This window comes from Bdellovibrio sp. BCCA (genome assembly GCF_037996825.1).
Taxonomy (GTDB): Bacteria; Bdellovibrionota; Bdellovibrionia; order Bdellovibrionales; family Bdellovibrionaceae; genus Bdellovibrio.
Genome location: NZ_JBBNAC010000001.1, coordinates 1070426 through 1091199, shown reverse-complemented (window position 1 = coordinate 1091199; position 20774 = coordinate 1070426). Strand labels below are relative to the sequence as shown.

Annotated in this window: 17 protein-coding genes; 4 read left to right on the top strand and 13 right to left on the bottom strand. The window is 45.5% G+C overall.

The window, feature by feature from the left end:
• Positions 1-131: 131 nt before the first annotated feature.
• Positions 132-2846 carry a pyruvate, phosphate dikinase gene (gene ppdK / locus AAAA78_RS05360; RefSeq protein ID WP_340590766.1) on the bottom strand — a complete coding sequence of 905 codons (2715 nt, stop codon included), beginning with the start codon at positions 2844-2846 and terminating at the stop codon, positions 132-134.
• Positions 2847-3106: 260 nt separating this feature from the next.
• Here ppdK and AAAA78_RS05355 point away from each other — a divergent pair, with 260 nt between their 5' ends.
• Positions 3107-3421: a hypothetical protein gene (locus tag AAAA78_RS05355; RefSeq protein ID WP_340590765.1), complete on the top strand. Its 315-nt coding sequence runs from the start codon at positions 3107-3109 to the stop codon at positions 3419-3421.
• Positions 3422-3493: 72 nt separating this feature from the next.
• Here the strand turns inward: AAAA78_RS05355 and AAAA78_RS05350 are convergent, their stop codons facing one another.
• The 11 genes from AAAA78_RS05350 to AAAA78_RS05300 form a co-directional block, all read right to left on the bottom strand.
• Entirely contained in the window at positions 3494-4510 is a 1017-nt protein-coding gene (locus tag AAAA78_RS05350; protein WP_295905191.1) for a VWA domain-containing protein, read from the bottom strand.
• Positions 4511-4512: 2 nt separating this feature from the next.
• Entirely contained in the window at positions 4513-6102 is a 1590-nt protein-coding gene (locus AAAA78_RS05345) for a tetratricopeptide repeat protein (RefSeq protein WP_340590764.1), read from the bottom strand.
• Positions 6099-6806 carry an outer membrane beta-barrel domain-containing protein gene (locus tag AAAA78_RS05340; protein WP_340590763.1) on the bottom strand — a complete coding sequence of 236 codons (708 nt, stop codon included), beginning with the start codon at positions 6804-6806 and terminating at the stop codon, positions 6099-6101. Before AAAA78_RS05340 ends, AAAA78_RS05345 begins: the two co-directional genes overlap by 4 nt.
• Entirely contained in the window at positions 6803-7960 is a 1158-nt protein-coding gene (locus AAAA78_RS05335; protein ID WP_340590762.1) for a hypothetical protein, read from the bottom strand. Before AAAA78_RS05335 ends, AAAA78_RS05340 begins: the two co-directional genes overlap by 4 nt.
• 3 nt (positions 7961-7963) lie before the next feature.
• Complete coding sequence (locus AAAA78_RS05330; protein ID WP_340590761.1) at positions 7964-9094, bottom strand: AgmX/PglI C-terminal domain-containing protein; 1131 nt, start codon at positions 9092-9094, stop codon at positions 7964-7966.
• The gene (locus AAAA78_RS05325; protein WP_340590760.1) at positions 9091-9351 is read right to left on the bottom strand and encodes a hypothetical protein; all 261 of its coding nucleotides are present in this window, start codon (positions 9349-9351) and stop codon (positions 9091-9093) included. Before AAAA78_RS05325 ends, AAAA78_RS05330 begins: the two co-directional genes overlap by 4 nt.
• Positions 9348-12389, bottom strand: coding sequence for a tetratricopeptide repeat protein (locus tag AAAA78_RS05320; RefSeq protein ID WP_340590758.1), 3042 nt, complete (start codon positions 12387-12389; stop codon positions 9348-9350). The genes AAAA78_RS05325 and AAAA78_RS05320 overlap by 4 nt, the downstream gene beginning before the upstream one ends.
• Before the next feature lie 24 nt (positions 12390-12413).
• Entirely contained in the window at positions 12414-12911 is a 498-nt protein-coding gene (locus AAAA78_RS05315) for an ExbD/TolR family protein (protein WP_340590756.1), read from the bottom strand.
• Positions 12912-12923: 12 nt separating this feature from the next.
• Positions 12924-13379: an ExbD/TolR family protein gene (locus tag AAAA78_RS05310; RefSeq protein ID WP_340590754.1), complete on the bottom strand. Its 456-nt coding sequence runs from the start codon at positions 13377-13379 to the stop codon at positions 12924-12926.
• 16 nt (positions 13380-13395) lie between these two features.
• On the bottom strand, positions 13396-14100 hold the full coding sequence (locus tag AAAA78_RS05305) for a MotA/TolQ/ExbB proton channel family protein (RefSeq protein ID WP_340590752.1): 705 nt from the start codon (positions 14098-14100) through the stop codon (positions 13396-13398).
• Between the two features lie 201 nt (positions 14101-14301).
• Positions 14302-15642 (bottom strand): glycine--tRNA ligase, encoded by a 1341-nt coding sequence (locus AAAA78_RS05300; protein WP_340590750.1) that lies wholly within the window; start codon positions 15640-15642, stop codon positions 14302-14304.
• A gap of 117 nt (positions 15643-15759) precedes the next feature.
• Between AAAA78_RS05300 and AAAA78_RS05295 the strand changes: the two genes are divergently transcribed.
• Positions 15760-16116: a photosynthetic reaction center cytochrome c subunit family protein gene (locus AAAA78_RS05295; RefSeq protein ID WP_340590749.1), complete on the top strand. Its 357-nt coding sequence runs from the start codon at positions 15760-15762 to the stop codon at positions 16114-16116.
• Positions 16117-16184: 68 nt separating this feature from the next.
• Positions 16185-19253, top strand: coding sequence for an efflux RND transporter permease subunit (locus AAAA78_RS05290; RefSeq protein WP_340590747.1), 3069 nt, complete (start codon positions 16185-16187; stop codon positions 19251-19253).
• Positions 19254-19257: 4 nt separating this feature from the next.
• Here the strand turns inward: AAAA78_RS05290 and AAAA78_RS05285 are convergent, their stop codons facing one another.
• Positions 19258-20034: a TIGR02147 family protein gene (locus AAAA78_RS05285; RefSeq protein ID WP_340590745.1), complete on the bottom strand. Its 777-nt coding sequence runs from the start codon at positions 20032-20034 to the stop codon at positions 19258-19260.
• Here AAAA78_RS05285 and AAAA78_RS05280 point away from each other — a divergent pair.
• A complete protein-coding gene (locus tag AAAA78_RS05280) occupies positions 20025-20570 on the top strand; it encodes a YbaN family protein (protein ID WP_340590744.1) in 546 nt (181 codons plus the stop codon). The two genes, AAAA78_RS05285 and AAAA78_RS05280, sit on opposite strands and share 10 nt — an antisense overlap.
• The last annotated feature ends 204 nt before the right edge of the window (positions 20571-20774 follow it).

Here is a 20774-nt window from a genome sequence, read left to right as displayed (position 1 = left end):
TGCCTCAACAAAGAGCGCTCTCTCATAGAGAACATTCCCTCCTTTGATCCAACCAAACTCGATATTTAATAATAAAAAAGCCACATCTGTTTAGCGATGTGGCTTTTTCAAATTGTCTTGGTATTTTCGACTTAGTGAAGCTTTTTCCCCATCAAAGCCGCACGAGCTGCTGCCAAACGCGCAATAGGTACGCGGAATGGAGAACAAGAAACGTAATCAAGCCCCACACGGTGGAAGAACTCGATAGATTCTGGATCACCACCGTGCTCACCGCAGACACCGACCTTAAGGTCAGGTTTTGTGCGACGGCCTAGGTCTGTTCCCATTTTTACAAGGGAGCCTACGCCCACTTGATCAATCGACATGAAAGGATCTTTTGGTAAGATGCCAGAAGAAACGTAAGAACCTAAGAAACGGCCGGAGTCATCACGAGAAAGACCCAAAGTTGTTTGAGTCAAATCGTTCGTACCGAAGCTAAAGAAATCTGCGTGCTCTGCAATCGCATCAGCTGTGATCGCTGCACGTGGAAGCTCGATCATTGTTCCCACTAGGTAATCAAACTTCACGTTCTTTTCTGCCTGCACCTTTTTCACTTCGTTGATCGAAAGTGTGCGCAAGAAATCCAACTCTTTGTCTGTCGCAACAAGCGGAATCATGATTTCAGGAACAAGTTTTTTACCTTCAGCGACCAATTGCGCTGCGGCTTCTGCAATCGCGCGAACTTGCATGATATAAATTTCGGGATAAGTGATCGCCAAACGACAACCGCGGTGACCTAGCATCGGGTTGAACTCATGCAATGATTTTACTTTTGAGCGCAAACGATCAAAGTCTGTGCCCAAACGCTTCGCCAATTCTTTTGTTTCCTCGTCTGTGTGAGGAACGAACTCGTGCAATGGCGGGTCCAACAAACGGATCGTCACTGGCAAACCGTCCATGATCTTAAAGAGTTGATAGAAGTCATCTCTTTGCATTGGAAGAAGTTTTGCCAAGGCTTTTTCACGCTCTGATTTGTTATCAGCGATAATCATTTCACGAACAGCGTCGATACGGTCCGCACCGAAGAACATGTGCTCCGTACGGCAAAGACCGATACCTTCTGCTCCGAAGTTGCGTGCTGTTTGTGCGTCTTTTGGAGTATCCGCGTTTGTGCGAACTTTCAACTTACGAACGCGATCCGCGATTTTCATGATACGTTCGAAAGTGCCTTCAAGTTTTGGCTCGATTGTTTTTACTTCGCCCAAGAAGACTTCACCCGTAGAACCATCCAAAGTGATCACATCGCCCTTTTTAAGAACGTAGCCTTTCACTTTCATCGTTTCATTGCGGTAGTCGACTTCCACTTCTCCGCAACCAGCGACACAGCATTTACCCATACCACGCGCGACAACCGCTGCATGAGATGTCATACCACCGCGAGTTGTGAAGATACCTTGAGCTGCGACCATCCCCGCGATGTCTTCAGGAGATGTTTCAATACGAACAAGAATGACTTTTTTACCTTGCTCTTTCCACTCTACAGCTTCTTCAGAAGTGAAAACGATTTGACCGTTCACGCCACCTGGAGATGCTGGTAAACCTTTCGCAAGAACTGTCTTCTGTGCTTTAGGGTCTAGAGTTGGGTGAAGAAGTTGATCCAAAGCTTGTGGCTCTAGACGCAAAATAGCTTCTTCTTCCGTGATCAACTTTTCGTCGATCATGTCACACGCAATTTTCAGTGCCGCTGCTGCCGTTCTTTTTCCGTTACGAGTTTGCAGCATCCACAAAACACCGCGCTCAATTGTGAACTCGATGTCTTGCATGTCGCGATAGTGCGCTTCCAATTTTTTGTAGATCTCAACAAGTTGAGCGTAGGCTTGCGGAAGAGCTTCTTCCAAAGATTTTACACCCGCCGCTGCTGCCGCCACTTTTGTGATGGGCTGCGGAGTACGGATACCCGCAACAACGTCTTCACCTTGAGCGTTGATCAAGAATTCGCCGAAGAACGCTTTTTCACCTGTAGAAGGATTTCTTGTGAACGCCACACCCGTTGCAGAGTCATCACCCATGTTTCCGAAAACCATGGATTGCACGTTCACCGCTGTTCCCCAGCTTGCAGGGATGCTGTGAAGTTCGCGGTAAGTGATAGCGCGAGGAGTATTCCAAGAGCGGAACACAGCTGAAACCGCGCCCCACAATTGTTCCCAAGGATCCGCCGGGAAAGATTGACCTGTCATTTGATGAACAAGATCTTTGAATTTTTTAACTAACAACTTCAAATCATCGACCGTCATTTCCGTGTCGAGCTTGTAGTGTTTTTCTTCTTTTAAATCTTCCAATGTCACTTCAAGAAGTGATGAGTTCATACCCATCACCACATCAGAGTACATTTGAATGAAACGACGATAAGAATCCCACGCAAAACGCGGATTGTTTGAAGACTTCGCCAAGCCCTCAACTGTTTGATCGTTCAAACCCAGATTCAAGATGGTGTCCATCATCCCTGGCATTGATGCGCGGGCTCCTGAACGAACAGAAACCAAAAGAGGATTGTTCACATCACCAAATTTTTTACCGATCTTTGCTTCCACTTTATTCATGGCAGCGATGACTGCAGGACGAACCCACTCAGGAAGTTTGCCGCCGGCTTCAGTGAAGTGCGTGCAGATCTCTGTCGAAATCGTAAAGCCCGGAGGAACCGGAATTCCCAAAGAAGTCATCTCTGCGAGATTGGCTCCTTTACCGCCGAGGATGTTTTTCATCCCTGCGTTGCCTTCCGTTTCACCTGCGGAGAAGAAATATACGAACTTCTGCGGGATCGCCGTTGTTGATGATGATTTGCTTTCAGTGTTTACGTTCTGGTGCATAAGTCTCCCTCCCAGAAAAGTATTCCTCCCCATAAAACACTGCTAAGTGCTTAATATCAATGACTATTTTAAGTGCCTTTGCGACGAGTTATTAGAGCCTCTGCTCGAAATAATTTCCGTTTTTAAAGAGATGAAAAACACTTTATTTTCTGCGTACTTAGAGAATTTTCATGCCCTCGCAATACTGACCAATTCTTAAAAAACTTCGCGCAAATCCTGTGCTACAAGGAGCGCATCGAGAATAAACAGGAGATAAATCCATGAAAAAGATCGCATTCGTTTTGGCTTTTTTGGCTACAAATTCAGCATTTGCTTATCAAGCTTGCAATAATCTAGAGGCGCAAATGATCGCACAAGCAAGCTCCGTTGAAGCTTTGGAAAACGGCCAATGCCGCGTGAAACTTGCGTGGACTGGCAACTGGATGCTGAACCCTTCTTACGCATGTCCTTTGGATATCGATGAGGTGAGCTCTTTTGGCGTGATCACCTCTTGTGGTGTGAAAGTGGGCGACACTGTTTCTGGTATCGTTTACCGCAGTGTGAACGACGGGCCTGAAAGCATCTACCTTTACTAATTTTGCAAATTTAGAAATAAAAAAGGCTGCAAGTTTCCTTGAAGCCTTTTTATTTTTTTGTTTTAAAAACTTTTAGTCTTTTACATCGATCACTTCGAAGTCGATGCTCAAACCGACATTCGGTCCTTGATCCACCCACTCAATGCCTTCAGAAAGAAGGATTGAATTTGTTGATGGTTGGTAAACCCATCCTTTTACCGGATCATTTGGAATCACTTGAGTGCCGTAAGACACCTTGATGGTTTTTGCATTCGGAACACGAGTCAACTTCACCGAGCCCGCAGTTCTTTTCACGATGTCTTTCGCGAATTCTGCCAACTTCATACCGTAGTCCGGAGCACAAAGGCTTAAGATGTTTTTCTGAGTTCTGTCGCCGTTTGCAACAGACGCCAAGAAGTCTTCAAGCTTGCTGTCCAGATCTTCTGAAGATTCGCATGATTTTTCTTCAGCCAAGGTACGGATCACACCGTAAGCCAAGACACGGTTTGGATCGACTTTTTTGCTTCTCAAGAACTGAAGAAGTTCTTGCGGAGAGTATCTTGACTGATCTTTCGCATCCGTGATGAAGATCACAGCCAAGAAAGCATCTTGACGGTAGAAGCCCGCATTCGTTGTTGTGTCTAGTGGAGAGCTTAAAGCTGCTACCACCGGACCGAACATTTCTTCTGAAGCACTGCCGTCAGTTCCCACTTGCATTCTGCGAGACAAAAGCCCCACGAAATCCGGAGTGGATTTCTGCAAGAATGCCGGGAAACCCTGAAGCTTACCGCAATTGTCACGGCAATCATTCATATCCGTTGTCAAAACACCGATGTGATAATCAAGCAAAGACACTTTTGAAATCGCATCTGCAAATTGGAAGGCATTGCGGCTTAAGTTTTGTTGAGCCGAATCCATACTTCCAGAGCTGTCGATCACAAAAAGAATATCTACTTTTGGATTGAAGGCTTCAAAGTCCTTTGGTTTTTCGGAGAACTCTTCTTTCGGGATCACAGATTTTGGAACCAACAAGTTTTTGCTGGATTCAATTCCGCAACCCACAACTGACAAAGCAAGAACAAGTGAAAGAGCTTTAGTAAAGTTCTTCATTCTTACTCCTTCCCTTTCGAGCAACCTTTTTTAACATCGACTTTGAAATTTGAAAGTTCATCGAACCAGATCTCTTTGTCGTTAGAGAAATTCATCGCAAATTTAGCGCCCGAGCCTGTCGAACCCATTTTTGCTTCAGAAGCATTGGCGTGCTTCAAGAATTTAGAAGCTGAATCCACTTGTTGGATCATCTCCACTTCAACGATTCTTAGACGTTGCATAACTTGTTTGGAGTCTTCAAGTTCCGCTTTCGCCAATTCTTGAACACGTTGGTAACCCGCACCTTGAGTCATCTGAGCGCGAGTTTGCACCTGGTTTTTCAAAGTTTCGTACTGACCTTGCAAGTTTCCAAACGTCAAAGAGCGAGTGTAAAGCTGTTCCGCAATCTCAGACTCTTTCGTCAAGTATTGGTGTCTTTTTACTAGCAAAGACAAAACTTCATCTTTAGAAGCCACTGTTGGCAACTGATGAGCGTCTTTACCCAACTTGGCAGTGCTCACAGGACCTTCAGACAATGCCTTCATCAAGTTCGCAACAGCAGGTTGATGAGGATCTGCGCTCAATTTTTCAAGAGCCACTAAATGCTCACCGAATTGAATTTTGATTGATTTCATCGTCGTCAAAACACCTGGATAGTCACAAACTTTCAAGCTGCTGAATGAACCCAAAAGATAAGATTCAATGCCCACCCAACCTTTAAAGTGCGGGTAAGTCAGAGTCTTTGTGATTGCCATCGCGTTTTGCGGCTCACCTTTTCTCATGTAAGCCCAAGCCATTTCTTCTTGTGCCTGGAACCAGTAGTCTGATTTCTTAGAGATCTTTTCGTAGTACTTCAAGGAAGCATCTAAGAATCCGTTTTGGTACAACAAACGACCCGCTGTGATTGTCATAAGGTCTTTGTCGATCGGATTGTTTTTGGCTTTCATCAAGTGCGCAAGAACTTGCGCGGCTTTACCAGCATCACCACGGATACCAAGGTTCAAAACCAATTGCCATTGCAAGATATTGCGTTCTACAGAATCAACCGGAGTTTTCTTGATAAGTTCCGTCAAAGCAGCGATGTCTTCAGTCACATAGCTCTTTTGCAGAACCACGGCCATCTCAGCACCCGTTCCGAACACTGTTGTCCAGTAGGGATTCCAAGTGACTTGCGCCATACCCCAAACAGGGTCTTTGTCGTTCAAGTTTTCTTTCCAAAGGCTGATCACTGTTGCATCAATCTTTTGTGGATTTTGAATCGCCAAAAGACTTTCAACACCTGTGAGTTTCAAACCATTTTTGAAATTCAAGAAAGCTTCAAGAGCTTTGCCCGTTTCCGTTGCTTGGAAAGCTGAACCATTGAAAGCCGTGCTCCATTGGAACATTGCCTTTTCATAGTTTTTCTCGACCAAGAATTGGAAGAAAATATTTTGTTCAGCCGAAGAAGGGTTCACCGCTTTTTTAAGCTTTGCCACTTCTTCGCTTTCAACGAATTGTGCTGCTGCTTGGCTTGTTTTACCTTCAAGAATGCTCATGAGGTCGTCTTCCGCAAAAGCCACCCCGTGAGTTCCTAAAAGCAAAGAAGCTACTGTTAATGATTTAACTAACATCATAACATCCAACCCATTTGTACAGAGCCTACGCCTGTAAGCATGTCTTGTGTTTTATCGTAGTATTCCGCTTTGTATTGTTGTGCACGGTACTCAAGACGAGTTGTTAGATTCTTGTTGATCCAGAATCCCATGCCCACGCCCAAAGTCGCCTCTGAAGTCGTGTTATTAGAAAGCTCGATGTTTCCATAACCCGCAAGCAAGTAAGTGTCGAAGTGAGCCACACCCAATTTACCAAAGCTCAACTTACCAACAACTGGATACCAGTTCACAAGAGCCAAAGTTTCAGACTTTGGATAGATCACTTGGGGGAAAAGGTAATTTGGATCTTTTGGATTTTCAGAGGCCGCTTTAGAAGCCTTGTCCACCATGGACTGACCTTCCGGAGTCAAATTGTTGAACGCGTAGTTGTACTTCACACCCACGCTCCAGCTTGGATTGATGTGGTAGTGAACGTTGATACCTGCGTTTGTTGTGCGGTTGTAAGCATCACCGCCGAAAACACCTGAAAACTCAGGAGCCAATTCAAAACGGTTTGTTCTTTGCGAGAAACGGTTTTGAACAACATCGCTTTCAACTTCCGGATTCAAGGCTTTCGCTTTCATGTAAAGCGCTTCGTTACCACCGAAAGAGTCCAACTCTTGCTCAACTTGAGCGAAAGCTGTTGAAGATGCAAAAAGAGCTAGGATTAAAAGAGATTTCATCATGGAGTCACCGCCGCCTTAACGTTAATGCGTAGAGTGTGGTTAGTTGTCACTTTTTGAGCAGAGTTAGAACCTGCGTTTTCAACAACAAAGTTCACTTCGTAAACTTTCACTGTCGCTGAAGTCGCATCGATCAAACCTTTGCAATCAAGTTGGTACTTTGTTGAGAACGAACGATTGCAAGTCAAAGAAGAGCCCGGAAGGATTGCCGCAATGTCGTCTTGAGACTTCATTGTCAATTGTCCGTTTCCAGTCGGATCATAGATTGCGAATCCGATTTGGATCTTTTCGCCCACGCGAACTTCAGGCGCAGTCTCCATCGTCATTCTTGTGTTTTTCATCTTAGCTTCGATGTTGATTTCTCTTTTATAAAGATCGGAAACCACGCCGTGCTTAGAAACTGCCTGCAAACCGAAGCAGTATGTTCCAGAAGAAAGAAGGCCTGCTTTCGTCAAATCAAGTCTTACTTTTCCTTGGTATTTATTCGGAGTCGTTGTGTTCGCCGCCACGTTTCTTACTTCAACCAAGTGAGCAATAGAATCGCTGTAGTAGCTTGTTGTGCAGTCTCTTACCTGAATAGAGGCATCCGTCTCATTCAATGCATCAACGTCTTCCATTGTGAAATCAAAGTCGTAAGTTGAACCTACTGTGACGCTTGTTGGACCTGTCACGGTGTTCACGATCGGCTTAGAGTACGCGTTTTGGATCACCAAAGAGATCACTTTTTTCTCAACAGAAATTGTCGGGCTTGCCGCTGATACTTCTGTTGCCAAAGTCACGCGAAGTGGAAGCTCCATACTTGGGAAGCTGCCCACTTCTTTTTTTGAAGGAACCCATTTGAAATCGCCTGTTGTGTCGTCAAACGTCGCGCCAGGGAAATCAGCCAAGTTGTCGATAGAGATTTTAAATCCTACATCCGGAGTCATCACACGACCCAAGATTTTGAATTCAACCGGAGCACCTACACGGCCATTCACCAATGTTGGAGCGTCGATTTGCAAAGCTTCTTTAGGAAGAGGCTTAGCCGCTACTGGCTTGTTCGATGTTGGAGGAACACCTTGACGAACCTGATCAGAAGCTCCTTTGATCGGATCCTGTTGCAGTTCGCAAGCAGTCAAAAACATTAAGCTTGTCAATAAAGCCAACAATACCTTCATTTTTTACCCCTGACCTTGTCTACGTAATACAAATGGATAAGTTACTTTCACGTCCACGCCTCCTTGAGGCACTGGGAACTTCCACGTTTTCAAACGCATCGTAATGCAATCTTCAACGCCTTTATTGGCCATCGAAGAACTTTCAACTTGAGCTGTTTTCACAAGACCGTTTCCACCGATGGTGAAACCCATCGCAACACGGCCACTCAATTGAGGCGCGCCTTGCAAAGCTTGCTCGTAACAGAAACGAACCTGACCCAAATTACGACGAATCACTTCGTCAATCGCAGAACGGTCCAAACCTTGAGCAACTTCCGCTTCAGCTCCCAATGGAACCGGTGCACCACCTGCGGAACCTACAAGTGAAAGGCTGCCGTAACCAGCTTGGCCGCCGCCTTTTCCTTTTGTTCCGTAACCGCCGCCACCATTGATGTTAGCGCCCGAACCCAGAGGAGCCGATGTGATTCCTTTTCCGTACAAAGAAGTTTGCACGCCACCGCTTCCGCCCGTGCCGCCCAAACCGATACCTGCTGTTGTATTCACAGCACCCAAGTTCAAGCCGCCACGTTGTTTGCCAGAACGAAGGCTACCCAACGCTGCCAAAGCGCCCGAGCGTTTTACAAGTTCAGCTCTTTTTGTCGGCATCTTCGTCGCCGTTTGATCCGCCATCATATTTGTTGTCGGAGCCACCGTTTTCTTTTTCATTTCTTTTGTCTGAACAATCTTAACAACTTGTTGTTTCAATTCTTCAGTCACTTTCGCATTCTCTTTTGGAGCAAAACGAACGATCGAAAGAAGCATCAAGAAGATCGCAAAAGCCAAAAGGACAGACGCCTTAAGATCTTTTTTACCGTCTTGTTTTACGGAACCATCAACCGGAACCGCTGCCACTTCTTTAACAAGGCGAAGAGAACCAAAGCTGCCAAGAGGAAGCTTTTCGTTTTTCATCTCATCAAAATCAAGATCCGCGATTTTAGAGAATTGGATTTTGTTTTTCACCAACGCCGCCGTGTCGGTTACGACTTCAAGGCGTTTCGTGTCCATACGTTGGATCACTTGCGCTTTTTTCTCCGTCACCGGGATTTGGCGAGTGATATTTCCTAAATTGTCTTCAATGACTAATCTTAGACTCATTTGCTCTTCACCTCACCCAAAGTCGCTGATTGTTTCATGCGATCTTTGAAGTCTGTTCTTACACCGATCAAACTGTTCAAAACTTTATCTTCTTCCACTGTTGTCACAGCTTCGTCAGAGAAGTGATATTGACCGCTGACAAGAAGGTCTTCGAAATTCATATCTTGCGCCTTCTTCGTCGCTGGTTTTCCAGCTTCGGGAGCAGCGTGGGCCATTCCAGCCATCACCAATACCGTCATCAACGCATATTTCATCATTGTTGTTTCTCCTTCACTTCACTGTCCTTCTTAGCCAATGTCGCCAAACGTCCTTCAAGGTATTCCACCATGCTCTTACGTTGGGCTTTTTTTTCAAGAGCAATCGCTTCTTGAATCGCACTTGCTGCAAACGGATTTTGTTTCAAGTTCGTACGAGCTTTTTCAAGTTCCGCCAAAGAAGGTTTCTGCAAAGAACCCTCTGCGGCTTTGATCTCAACAACAGCTGCTGTCCAAGCGGGCTTTTGGTCTTCCGGAGCAATCGCCGTCACTGCTTCCACTTCAGAAGCAATGTACTTAGACCAGTTGTAGTTGTTAGCAGCGAAAGTTTTGTAAGAATCCAAAGCTGATTTTTGCGCCCAGAATTCTTTCACTTTAGTTTCAGCCATCGTTGCTGTGTTTTGGTTCGGAGCCACTTGTTGAGAAAGAATCGTCAAGTATTCGTTCTCTTGCTCTGGAGTCAAACCCGCAGGCATTGGAAGAGCCAAAGCTTCGTTATAGAAACGAGCATTTTCTTTAGCCACAAGATCCAAAGCAAGCAATTGAGATGACCAGTCACCCGCTGCAATCGCACGGTTGGCAAGAGCGTCCGCTTTTTCAAGCATCTTCACGCGCGCTTTAAGGCCCGTTGCAATTGTGTTTTGATTTTTCGTATCGATCTTGTGAGCCGCAAGTTGCGCACTCAAAGCTTTTACTTCATCCAAAGTCAGGATTTTTTCGATCATCACAAACGCGTCTTGTTTTGAAGAGCCTTTTTCTTTCAAAGCTTTTTCCAAAACTTTTTTGTCGTTTGTAACACCGTAAACTTCCAAAGCCGCACGAGCATAAAGACCCGCGTTGTTTTTGAAGTAAGGTTTGTAAGTCTCAAGATCTTTCGCCGGAGTTTTAGACAAGCGGATCAATTGAGAAGCAATCAAGGCTTTCTTTTCGTCATCTTTGGACTGCTTTAGATATTGAGAGTAGTAAGTCGCAGGACTTTTATCCGCAAGCTCTGAGTACATCGCCAGTTTCAAAACTTTTTCGTCTTGAGACAATGTGCTGAACTTCATTTGCTCTGCCGCTTTCAAAGCTGTTGCGAAATCAAGTTCAAGTTCCGCAAACCAAACTTTGCGTCCCAATGCGAACTCACGCTCATCAGCTGTCAAAGATGGTTCACGAAGAAGGTCCTCAGTTGCTACGCGAGCTTCTGTGATCTTGTTCAATTTTTCGCTAAGCAAGATTTTATTTTTCAAATAAGTTTTTCTGTCTTCAGACGTAGCCGCGGCCATATTAAAGCCCGCCATCGCCGCCAAAGCTTGATCCGGTTGTGCTTCTGCTAATTTCGCAGATTGAGTCAGGATCGATTTTTGGTGGATTTGCAAAAATTCAGATTTTTTATCTGCAAACTTAGAAGCAAATTCTCCAGACCATTGTTGAATGCGAGCATCGTCTTTAAGAAGAGCCAAGGCATCCAAAGCCAATTCCGCAGATTGAACTTTGATTTGTTGTGAACCTTTGCCGTTCACAGCCAAGTCTTTCAACTGGTCTGCCGCCGCTGCGTAATCACCCTTTTGGTAAATCGCATAAGCTTTTTGGTATTGAACGTCGAAAGTTTTTTGTTTCAATACAGACTTCGTCAAATAGTCGTCTTGAGCTGCCGCCAAAAGTTTGTCAGCCTCTGCTTCAGCTCCAGGCCGCTGGCCTTCCGCTCTGCCGGCTACCGCCGCTTTAGACTTCTCAGCATTTTCGATACCCAAGAGCAAATTCTTCTCAAGCTTTTCAGCTTGCGCTTTCTTTTGAGCAGAATCTTTTTCAACAGTGTACTTAGCCAAGATCACTTTATTAGCTAAAGCTGTCCATTGCGCTGCTTGAGCATAGTTACCAGCCGTTGCCGCTGCTTGAGAACCCCATACGTACATATCTTCATCTTCAGAGAAGACTTTGAAGTATTCGTCGTAAGCGGCCAAAAGCTCGGCACTTGGTTTTGAATTTTCAATACGATTCCAACCAACAACAAACTGACGAAGACCTTTTGCAGATTCTTCGCAAGTCGTCGCATTGCAATCAGTCGCTCCCCAAAGGTTCAAAGCCATTTGATAAGACTTCGCTGCCGCAGGAACGTTTTTAAGATCGAAATTAAGTTGCGCCATGCGCACTTGCGCTTCAAGACGCATTTTTGGATCACTTTGTTTTTGATAAACAAAGTCCCACACTTTCAAAGAAGGTTCTTTTTGACCTAAACGCAAACCTTCACGAGCGAGCATAGTCACTTGTTGAAGTTTAAATTGCTCAGGAGAAAGTGAGTAAAGAACTTCAGCATCATTGTCTTTGATTCCACGCGCGGCCATGAAAGTCGCCATATCGCGAGAAACCTCTTCAAGGAACTGAACATCCGCCACACCACGCGCTGAAGACATGCGTGACTGAAGTTTTGGATTTTTCAAGATCTCTTGAAGTTGAACGATGGATGCATCCAGATTTCCCATACGGAAAGCGCACCAAGCTTTGCGGTATGCTGCCAAGCCTTGAGAACTTGCGCCTTCTGTTGCCAATACTTTTTCGTAAAGGCCTTGAGCTTTTTGGAAATCCGATTTTCTAAATGCCATTTCCGCCAATGACAGATTGGCTTCCGCCATCTCAATCGGAGAAGATGAAGAACTCAACATCGCTTGATAGCTTTTTTCAGCCAATTCATTGCGACCTTGAAGTTCATAGAGATGACCCATTTGTAAATGGACTTTTGCTACTGAGTTGGCAGAAACTTTCGTCAATGCTTCTGTATAATATGTCAGTGCCTTTTCGCGGTCTTTTTCGCCTGCTTTACAAACGGTGCAACCGTCAGCGATTTCCTTCATGGAAAGTTGACGGGCACGTTCTGCATGCAAGTCCGCCAAGCGCAAAAGGACGCCGGCTCTGGCAGGATCTGCCGGAGCCAAGCCCAATTGTACTTGTGTAAGTTTTTGAATTAGGAGGTCTTGAGTTGACCCGTTTGCTGCCGGTGATTGAGCGTGCGCCGCTGCTGCCACCGACAAAGAGATAATTAAAAGTCCTTTTTTCATCATCGAGACCCCCTCTGTCCCTACTTACTACTTAACAACTACTGCAAATTTAATATCGCTGTATCCCGCCTGGTTCATCGCCAGTATCACCTGGTTTAAGAACTCGTACTTCACTCGGCGGTCCGCCTGAATCGTCGCGATTCCAGGGAACTCTTCTTTCGGATGAAGTTCCTGGTACTTCTTACGAAGATCCAGAAGCTCGGCCGTGATAGAATTTGCATCGACCAATTTATCTTCAACATACAATTTGTTGTCGTCGATTTTGATCACAGGATTTCTTTCAAGAACATCTGCCAAGTGTGCTTTCGGAAGCTCTTGGTTTTTACCGATCATCAGGATTTCGCCCGTGCTCGAGAAGTTCATCAAAAGGAAGATCACAAGAATAGAGAAAGCATCAATCAACGCTGTCAAAAGAAGATCAGCGGCGATTTGTCTTTTAAACTTAGCACCGCGCGGAGTGATAATAGAGTGCCCCTCTAAAGTCCCCGTCAGTACCGATGCTTTTAAAATGCCATCAGAAATCACAAAATCCCCCTCTTACAGTGGAGAAACGCCCAAATCAGTCATTCCGCTCTTTTTAAGCTTGTCCATCACGTCGATGATCTCTTCGTAAGATGTCGAAGCTGTCGGTTGAATCAACCCAGTGTTCAAAGAAGGCTCAACCTGTTTCAGGTTTGTAAGAGCTTTCTCAAGACCTTCGTAATTCACCTTTTTGTCTTGTTGAGCGACGCGGAACTTGCGAAGAGCGCCAGGAACTAGAGAGCTTTGTTGAACCTCTAGATCCAAATCTCCTTGCGCTGTCATGCGAATCCACACAAGAGGGCTCTTTTTAGTGTCCTCTTGCGCTTGGCCGCCGACAGCTTGTTTCACGTTCATCGATCCGACGTTCAACCACACTGCTGTGATCAAAAGAAAGCAGATCGACACTGACAACAAGTCAATGAACGGAATCAAGTTAACTTCAAAATCCAAATGCTTTTTAGAGTGTTTCATTAAAACCTCTTAAAGCTTACGCGTTCACTTCAGTGTTGCGCTCTGATTTAGAAGTCTTGATTTGGTAAGAAGTGATAGGTTCGTAAGCATAGCTCAACCAGTTGTAGACTTTTAGTCCACCTTGATTCAAGTCTTCAGCCAAACGATTTGCACGGTTTTGCAAGATTGCATAAGCAACTAGTGCTGGGATCGCTGCAATCAAACCGTAAGCTGTGGCATTCATCGCCTCAGAGATACCCGCAGAAAGCAAAGATGCTTTTTCAGCAGGATTCGCAAACGCAACCGCCGCGAAAGATTTGATCATACCTGTGATCGTACCAAGAAGACCTGTCAATGTTGCTACGTTACCTAGCATAGACAAGAAAGCTGTGCGGTGATCAAGGTGAGCGTTCTCTTCAAGAAGAACTTCGTCCATTTTACCTTGGATCTCTTCTTTGCCACCCAAGTTACGAGCTGCCAACGCACCCGCCGCGATAGCGCGAGCTACTGGGTTTTGAGCTGAAGCCGCTTGAGCTTTAGAGATGATGTTGTCCATTTCGCCACGACGAATAGACTCTTCATATCCAAGAGCGAATGCTGTTTGGTTTAGTTTTCTGCGAACAAAAAGCGCGTACGCTCTTTCGATAATGATCGCAATAGAGCTCACCTGAATGAGCAAAATCGGCCACATCCAGAAACCACCGTGTTCAAATGCCTGTGCTACTTTAGTAAGAAATTCCATGTATTTCCCCTCCAATCGCCAAAGATTACAGACCATGGTCCAGACACATGCAAAGAGAAATGCGCAATGACACGGAACGAAATCGACAAAATCTTAACTTGTTACTGTTAAATCACTAAAAAAGGTTCGCGGAGGGTTCTGGAACAAGAGAAACTTGCGCCCACACAGCTTAAGAACCTGCGTGGACGCGGAAGTTAAGGATTACTGATTAAATGTTTTTAGTTTCGCAGCGACATAAGAATTCAATTGCGACATTGGAACGCGCTCTTGAGTCATCTTATCACGGTGACGAACAGTCACAGCTTGATCGTTGATCGTATCAAAGTCGACAGTCACGCAGAACGGTGTGCCCACTTCGTCTTGACGACGGTAGCGTTTACCAATCGAAGCTGTTTCATCGTAAGTCACATCAAAATCATCTGCCAATTGATCGCGAAGTTTTTCCGCAATCGAAGTCAGTTCTTCTTTTTTAGACAATGGCAAGACCGCCACTTTATAAGGAGCGATTTCCGGGTGAAGCCCCATCACCACGCGCACGTCTTCCTTGCCTGACTCATCTGTTGTGACTTCTTCACGGTAGGCATCACACATGAAAGCCAAGAACAAACGATCACAACCCACGGCTGTTTCAATAACATAAGGGATGTATTTTTCTTTGTTCGCTTCATCGAAGTACTCAAGGGACTTACCAGAAAACTTCTGATGTTGAGTCAAGTCGAAGTCAGAACGGTTGTGAATACCTTCAAGTTCTGAGAAGCCCATTGGGAATTTGTATTCCACGTCTACAGCGGCACGCGCGTAGTGCGCGAGTTTTTCGTGAACATGGATTTTCAAATTCTCTTCTTTGATTCCGTATTTCAAATAGAACTTCCAGCGGCGCTCTTTCCACTCTTCAAAGAATTTTTCGTCCGTGCCTGGTTTTACGAAATATTGCATTTCCATTTGTTCGAACTCACGCGTTCTGAAAATGAAATTTCCCGGAGTGATTTCATTACGGAAAGACTTACCGATCGCGGCAATTCCGAATGGAATTTTATAACGAGACGACTGTTGGCAGTTTAAGAAATTCACGAAGTGACCTTGCGCTGTTTCAGGACGCAAGTACACCACACTCGCAGAATCCTCCAAAGGACCCATGTGAGTTTTGAACATCAAGTTGAAATTTCTTTCTTCAGAAAGATTTTTGCTGCCGCAGTTCGGGCACTTTTTATCTTTAATATAAGATTCTGTGTTATCCGCACGGAAACGCGTTTTACAATCCTTACAGTCCACCAACGGATCAGAGAACCCATCGACGTGCCCGGAAGCTTTCCACACCATCGGGTGCATCAAGATCGCGGCATCAAGACCTACGATGTCAGATCTGCGAGTCATTGCATTCCACCAGGCGCGCTTCACATTGAGCTTCATCAAAGAACCCAAAGGACCGTAATCCCAGCAACTCCCCAGACCGCCGTAAATTTCGCTTGATTGAAATACAAAACCGCGACGCTTGCTGAGGGAAACAAGAGTGTTTAAATCCTCAAGGTGCTTAATTTTCATGTGTTGGCTCCAAGTGTAAGAAAAAAGCTGACATTTATGGTTACACTTGGGTCTAGATACAGTCAAGAAATCGGGGTCTTACTTGATCTCGGGCGGGGTCTTAGGGAAGCTATATTTATGCAGCGCGCTTCAAAAAGGTACGGCGTACCTCTTCTCTTCTTTCTTCTTTTGATTCCTCAGGCTCATTCCGAGTCTGTTACCAAGTTTGTAACGAAAGAAGAAAAAATCCGCGAAGAGATGATCACAATTTCTCGCGAACTCGGTGTGACCTGCACCGAGTGCCATAATGTGCAAAACTTCCGTGATGATTCGAAGAAGACCTTCAAGGTCAGTAAAGAGCATATGAAGATCACTCAGATGTTAAAAGAAAACGGTTTTGATGGAAAAAAAGGCCCCATGTCCACGTGCTATATGTGTCATCGTGGGAAATTAAAGCCGGACTATAAAGAGCCGGTTTCTGCAAAAGCTCACTAAGAGCCTCGGCTCGAGTTTTAAGTGAACCTAAAGCCTCCCTCATCCGTCTAAATGCCGGAGGAACCACCATGAACTTGATTGACCTTTCGATTCGCCGCCCCGTCTTTGCCTGGGTTCTGATGTTTGCATTGATTGTTTTCGGCGCGATTTGCATGAATCGAATGGGGATCAGCCAACTTCCCGACGTCGATTTCCCGATCGTGAGTGTTTCGGTGACTTACGAAGGAGCAGCTCCTGAGGTCGTCGAAGCTGAACTGATTGACCCTGTCGAAGAACGACTGCTTGCGATTGAAGGCATTAAGGAAATGCGTTCTTCTGCTCGCCAAGGGTCGGGCTCCGTGACACTCGAATTTGATATCAATCGCAACGTCGACGTGGTTTTGCAAGAAGTGCAAACGGCGTTAAGCCAAATGCGCATGCCTCCAGGAGTCGACCCCGCTGTTGTTCGCAAACAAAATCCTGAAGAAGATCCGATCATCATTATCTCTGTCTATGGAGAAGCCCCTCTGAAAGAGATGCTTAATTGGACAGAGAATTATCTTTTAGATCAAATTCGTTTCCTGCCTGGCGTTGGTGAAGTGAGTATCGGCGGTTTCAGCCAAAGAAACTTACGCATCTGGCTTGATACAAAAAAATTAGCGGATCTTTATCTGACTGTCGGCGACGTCGTGAGTGCCTTAAGCACACAGCACTTAGAGAGTGCCGCGGGGCAATTCACCGAAGGACGTCGTGAACTGCGCGTGCGTTGGCTGGGTGAAGCGACGAATGTCGATGAAGTTAAAAACATTCAAATTCTTCGCCGTGGTGGACAACGAATTTATGACCGCGAGATTTTTATTCGCGATGTCGCGACAGTCGAAGACGGCCTTTCGGATATTCGCCGTGTGGCGCGCGTTGACGGTCAACAAGCGGTTTCTATGCAGATTCGTAAACAACGTGGCACCAATGAGGTCACAGTTGCAAACACCATTTTTAAAAAAATGGATGAGATCAAAGACACCTTCCCCAAAGGTTTTAAATATCGCGTGAATGTGGACTACACGCGCTCTACCGAAGCCACCGTCAACCTAACGATTGAAAAGTTGTGGGTTGCGGCCCTCATCACAATTTTAGTGTGTTTCTTTTTCCTGGGAAGCATTCCGGCTGCGATCAATATCCTTTTCTCAATTCCCACGTCCATTGTCGGAACCTTTATCATTCTTTATTTTTCCGGATTTACTTTAAATCTTTTCACCCTGCTCGCTTTGACGTTGTCGATTTCAATTGTGGTCGACGATGCGATCATGCTTTTAGAAAACATCGTGCGCCACTATCGCATGGGAAAAGGTTCCGCGAAAGCGGCCTCTGACGGAGCCAAAGAAGTTTTGCCTGCGGCGATCGCCGCGACCTTGGCCGTTGTCGCCGTATTCCTTCCAGTTGTTTTCATGGATGGCATTATCGGTAAGTTCTTCTTCCAATTCGGCGTGACAATGAGTGCTGCCGTTTTGATTTCACTTCTTGAAGCCGTCACGATCACACCGATGCGTGCGGCGGCCTTCTTAAGCAGTGAACCTAAAGTTTCTAAGCTTGAGCATTACCTTGACGAAGTTTTTGAAAAGCTCTCGCACATTTATCAGAAGATCTTGCATGGGACTCTTCGTTGGAAATACCTGATCGTCTTAGGTTCTGTGGTGTTCTTTGTGGTTTCACTTTTCTTGGTTACAAAAGTGCGCCAAGAATTTGTGCCGCCGCAAGATCAGGATCTGATCATCGTTTCAGCGCAAACGCCTCCAGGAACTTCGCTGGAGACAACCAGTAACGCCGCAAAACAGTTGGAAGATATTTTAAGAGCGAATCCTAACGTTCAGGGGCTTTATGTTTCCGTCGGCGGTGGTGGCGGAGGCTCCAACGTTAATCAAGTGTTTATGCCAGTGAATTTAAAACCGCGTGCTGAGCGCGAAAAGAATCACTCACAAATCATGAATGATCTGCGTGCGGAATTTAAAAAGATCAAAGGCATGCGTGTGACGATGAGGGATATCTCTGCCAGAAATCTTTCTTCAGGCCGTCAGAATCCTTTGGCCATCAACTTACGCGGCCCGGATTTAAATATTCTTCTGGCAAAATCCAATGAGCTGATGGACCGCCTAGAAAAAGAAAATCTGGCGGTGGATTTGGATACGGATTTCCGTACGGGAATTCCTGAGTTGGTTTTAACTCCGAGTCGCAAGGCCATGTCCGATCGCGGTGTGTCCGTTGAAGACGTAGGCGACGTGCTTTCTGCAGGTGTTGGCGGACTTCGCCAAGGTCGTTACACGGCAGATGGTCGTCGCTACGACATTCGCTTTAAAATCAAAGAAGATCAAATCCGTGAGCCTGATGATTTCAAACGACTTTTTGTCAGAAATAATTTTGGGAATCTTATTCCACTATCACAGTTAGTGAATATTAAAGAAGGAAACGCCATTCAGGGTATTAGCCGCGTGAATCGTCAAAGGTCGATTTCTGTTTTTGGAAACTTGGCTCCGGGTCAATCTCAGGCCGCTGTTCTGGAACGTGCGGGAGCTATTGCTAAAGAAATTCTGCCAACAGGATACTCTTTTGCACTTGAAGGAGCCTCTGCGGGATTCTCTGAGTCTTTCAAGAGTCTTTATTCTGCGTTGATGGTGGGTATCCTCGTCGCCTTCTTGATTTTAGCTGTGCAGTTTAATTCTTTCATTCATCCGATCTCAGTTCTTGTAGCACTGCCCTTTAGCGTGACCGGAGCTTTGGTCGCCCTGTGGATGTTTAATATTTCTTTAAATCTATTTAGCTTCATCGGATTGATCGTGCTCATGGGTATCGCGAAAAAGAATTCGATCTTGCTTGTGGAGTTTACAAATCAAGTGCGCCGTCATGGTCAACCGAATATCGAACAAGCCTTGCTTGAGGCCTGCCCTGTGCGCCTGCGACCGATCTTAATGACGTCGGTGGCGACCGTTGCCGCTGCAACGCCTTTGGTTTTGGGCTCAGGCATCGGTTCAGAAACGCGTCTTCCGATGGGTCTTGCGATCATTGGTGGGACGGTTGTTTCGACATTGTTAACTTTGTTTGTCGTGCCCGCTTTGTATCTGATACTGTCACCACTTGAGAGCAAAAAGAAAGCACCGGAACTTTAAGCCGCTATTTTTTGACTTTTGTTACGGGCACCAACTGAATATTTAAATTGTAGACTTCGGATTTATTTTCCCCGTTCAGAAGCTCGGCCATCTTTCGGCGGAAGTTTCGAATGTGCTTTTTCGCCTCGTCCAGTTTGGCCGGATCGGCGGGAATCGTAATCGAAGTGATATCGCGAACAGAAATATCATCTTTTTGCAAAGATAAGAGCGCATGTTCCAAAATTTGCCGATGGGATTCCTTCACGACTGTTGACGGAATTTCATGCGTGGTTGAAACCCGAGACTTTAAACGCTTCAGACGGCCATTGTGTCTTTTTACCAAACCAAGACGTTCCATGCGCTCGATTGCGTTTTGAATCTTAAGCTCCGACGTTTGCAGGCGTTTGGCCATCCAAGCCACATCGTCAGAAAAGCCGGAAGTGCCCATCAACATCAGCAGTGCAAAATGCTCCCAGTCCGCAATCAATGAAAATTCATCTTCACGCAGAAGATGTGCTCCCCCGATCCTTGAAGCATATTCCCTGTTGCGTGAGATAAGATGTTGAAACTTTGCGCTTTCATCTTCCGTCATTTTTAACGCCATAATCATACGGGCACTCAGTCTTTTACCCGGAATGCGACGGCCCGACAAAAAGTCAGACAACCGGCCCGGGGATATTTCAAGATCCCGCGCAAAGGCCCGCAAGGAATACTGAGAATTGCGTTTTTTTCGTGAATCTAAAATTTCATGAAGAAATAAAGACAGAGACGAGTTATTTTCAGACACTAACTTTGTTAACATTAAAAATCTTTCCCAGTACCAGCTTCGCGCTGACTATTCTTAACTATTTAGACGAAGTGGTCGGTGGCGTCATGTACATTTTGAATATCGCCAACGGAAGACTGACAATTGTCTCCTTGAACAAAAGACAGTTAAATCATTACAATGTCATCATGTTAAAATCGACGGTAAAGACAGTTTATTTTATTTTCGGATGGATCTTTCTGCTCTTGGGAGTCATTGGAATTTTTCTTCCTCTTTTGCCGACGACACCGTTTTTACTTCTCACGGCTTTTTGTTTTGCGCGCAGTTCAGAGCGCTGGCACCAGTGGCTTTTAAGTCAACCGCATTTAGGTCCGTTTATTCTGGATTGGCAACGCCATGGCGTGATCCGTCTGCGTGCGAAAATTCTAGCGACAGTGTTGATGGTGCCGCTGGTTTCATTGTCGTTAATAAATGAGCGCGTGCCTCGTTATGCGCAGATCAGTGCAGGCATTATTTGCACCTGTGTTTTGATTTTTATTTGGACTCGTCCTTCGCAGCAGAAAGTTGATTAAAACTGCAACTTTCCAGCGACTTCAATGCGGAAGCGGCCACGGCCGGTCGACTGTAAACGGATGGCAGGGCATTGTTCTTCAAGACGTTTACGCAGAAGAATCAAACGTGTTTCCAGATTATCTTTGATTTCCGGAAGTTGCAGACTCTTTTCCGCGCGAAGTTCCATATTTGAAAACTCACTTCGGCCCGTCTTCTGGTAGGTT

Coding starts and splice junctions, on each gene's coding strand:
- ppdK (WP_340590766.1), bottom strand. CDS start 2,846: ATGCACCAGAACGTAAACACTGAAAGCAAATCATCATCAACAACGGCG.
- AAAA78_RS05355 (WP_340590765.1), top strand. CDS start 3,107: ATGAAAAAGATCGCATTCGTTTTGGCTTTTTTGGCTACAAATTCAGCA.
- AAAA78_RS05350 (WP_295905191.1), bottom strand. CDS start 4,510: ATGAAGAACTTTACTAAAGCTCTTTCACTTGTTCTTGCTTTGTCAGTT.
- AAAA78_RS05345 (WP_340590764.1), bottom strand. CDS start 6,102: ATGATGTTAGTTAAATCATTAACAGTAGCTTCTTTGCTTTTAGGAACT.
- AAAA78_RS05340 (WP_340590763.1), bottom strand. CDS start 6,806: ATGATGAAATCTCTTTTAATCCTAGCTCTTTTTGCATCTTCAACAGCT.
- AAAA78_RS05335 (WP_340590762.1), bottom strand. CDS start 7,960: ATGAAGGTATTGTTGGCTTTATTGACAAGCTTAATGTTTTTGACTGCT.
- AAAA78_RS05330 (WP_340590761.1), bottom strand. CDS start 9,094: ATGAGTCTAAGATTAGTCATTGAAGACAATTTAGGAAATATCACTCGC.
- AAAA78_RS05325 (WP_340590760.1), bottom strand. CDS start 9,351: ATGATGAAATATGCGTTGATGACGGTATTGGTGATGGCTGGAATGGCC.
- AAAA78_RS05320 (WP_340590758.1), bottom strand. CDS start 12,389: ATGATGAAAAAAGGACTTTTAATTATCTCTTTGTCGGTGGCAGCAGCG.
- AAAA78_RS05310 (WP_340590754.1), bottom strand. CDS start 13,379: ATGAAACACTCTAAAAAGCATTTGGATTTTGAAGTTAACTTGATTCCG.
- AAAA78_RS05305 (WP_340590752.1), bottom strand. CDS start 14,100: ATGGAATTTCTTACTAAAGTAGCACAGGCATTTGAACACGGTGGTTTC.
- AAAA78_RS05300 (WP_340590750.1), bottom strand. CDS start 15,642: ATGAAAATTAAGCACCTTGAGGATTTAAACACTCTTGTTTCCCTCAGC.
- AAAA78_RS05295 (WP_340590749.1), top strand. CDS start 15,760: ATGCAGCGCGCTTCAAAAAGGTACGGCGTACCTCTTCTCTTCTTTCTT.
- AAAA78_RS05290 (WP_340590747.1), top strand. CDS start 16,185: ATGAACTTGATTGACCTTTCGATTCGCCGCCCCGTCTTTGCCTGGGTT.
- AAAA78_RS05285 (WP_340590745.1), bottom strand. CDS start 20,034: ATGTTAACAAAGTTAGTGTCTGAAAATAACTCGTCTCTGTCTTTATTT.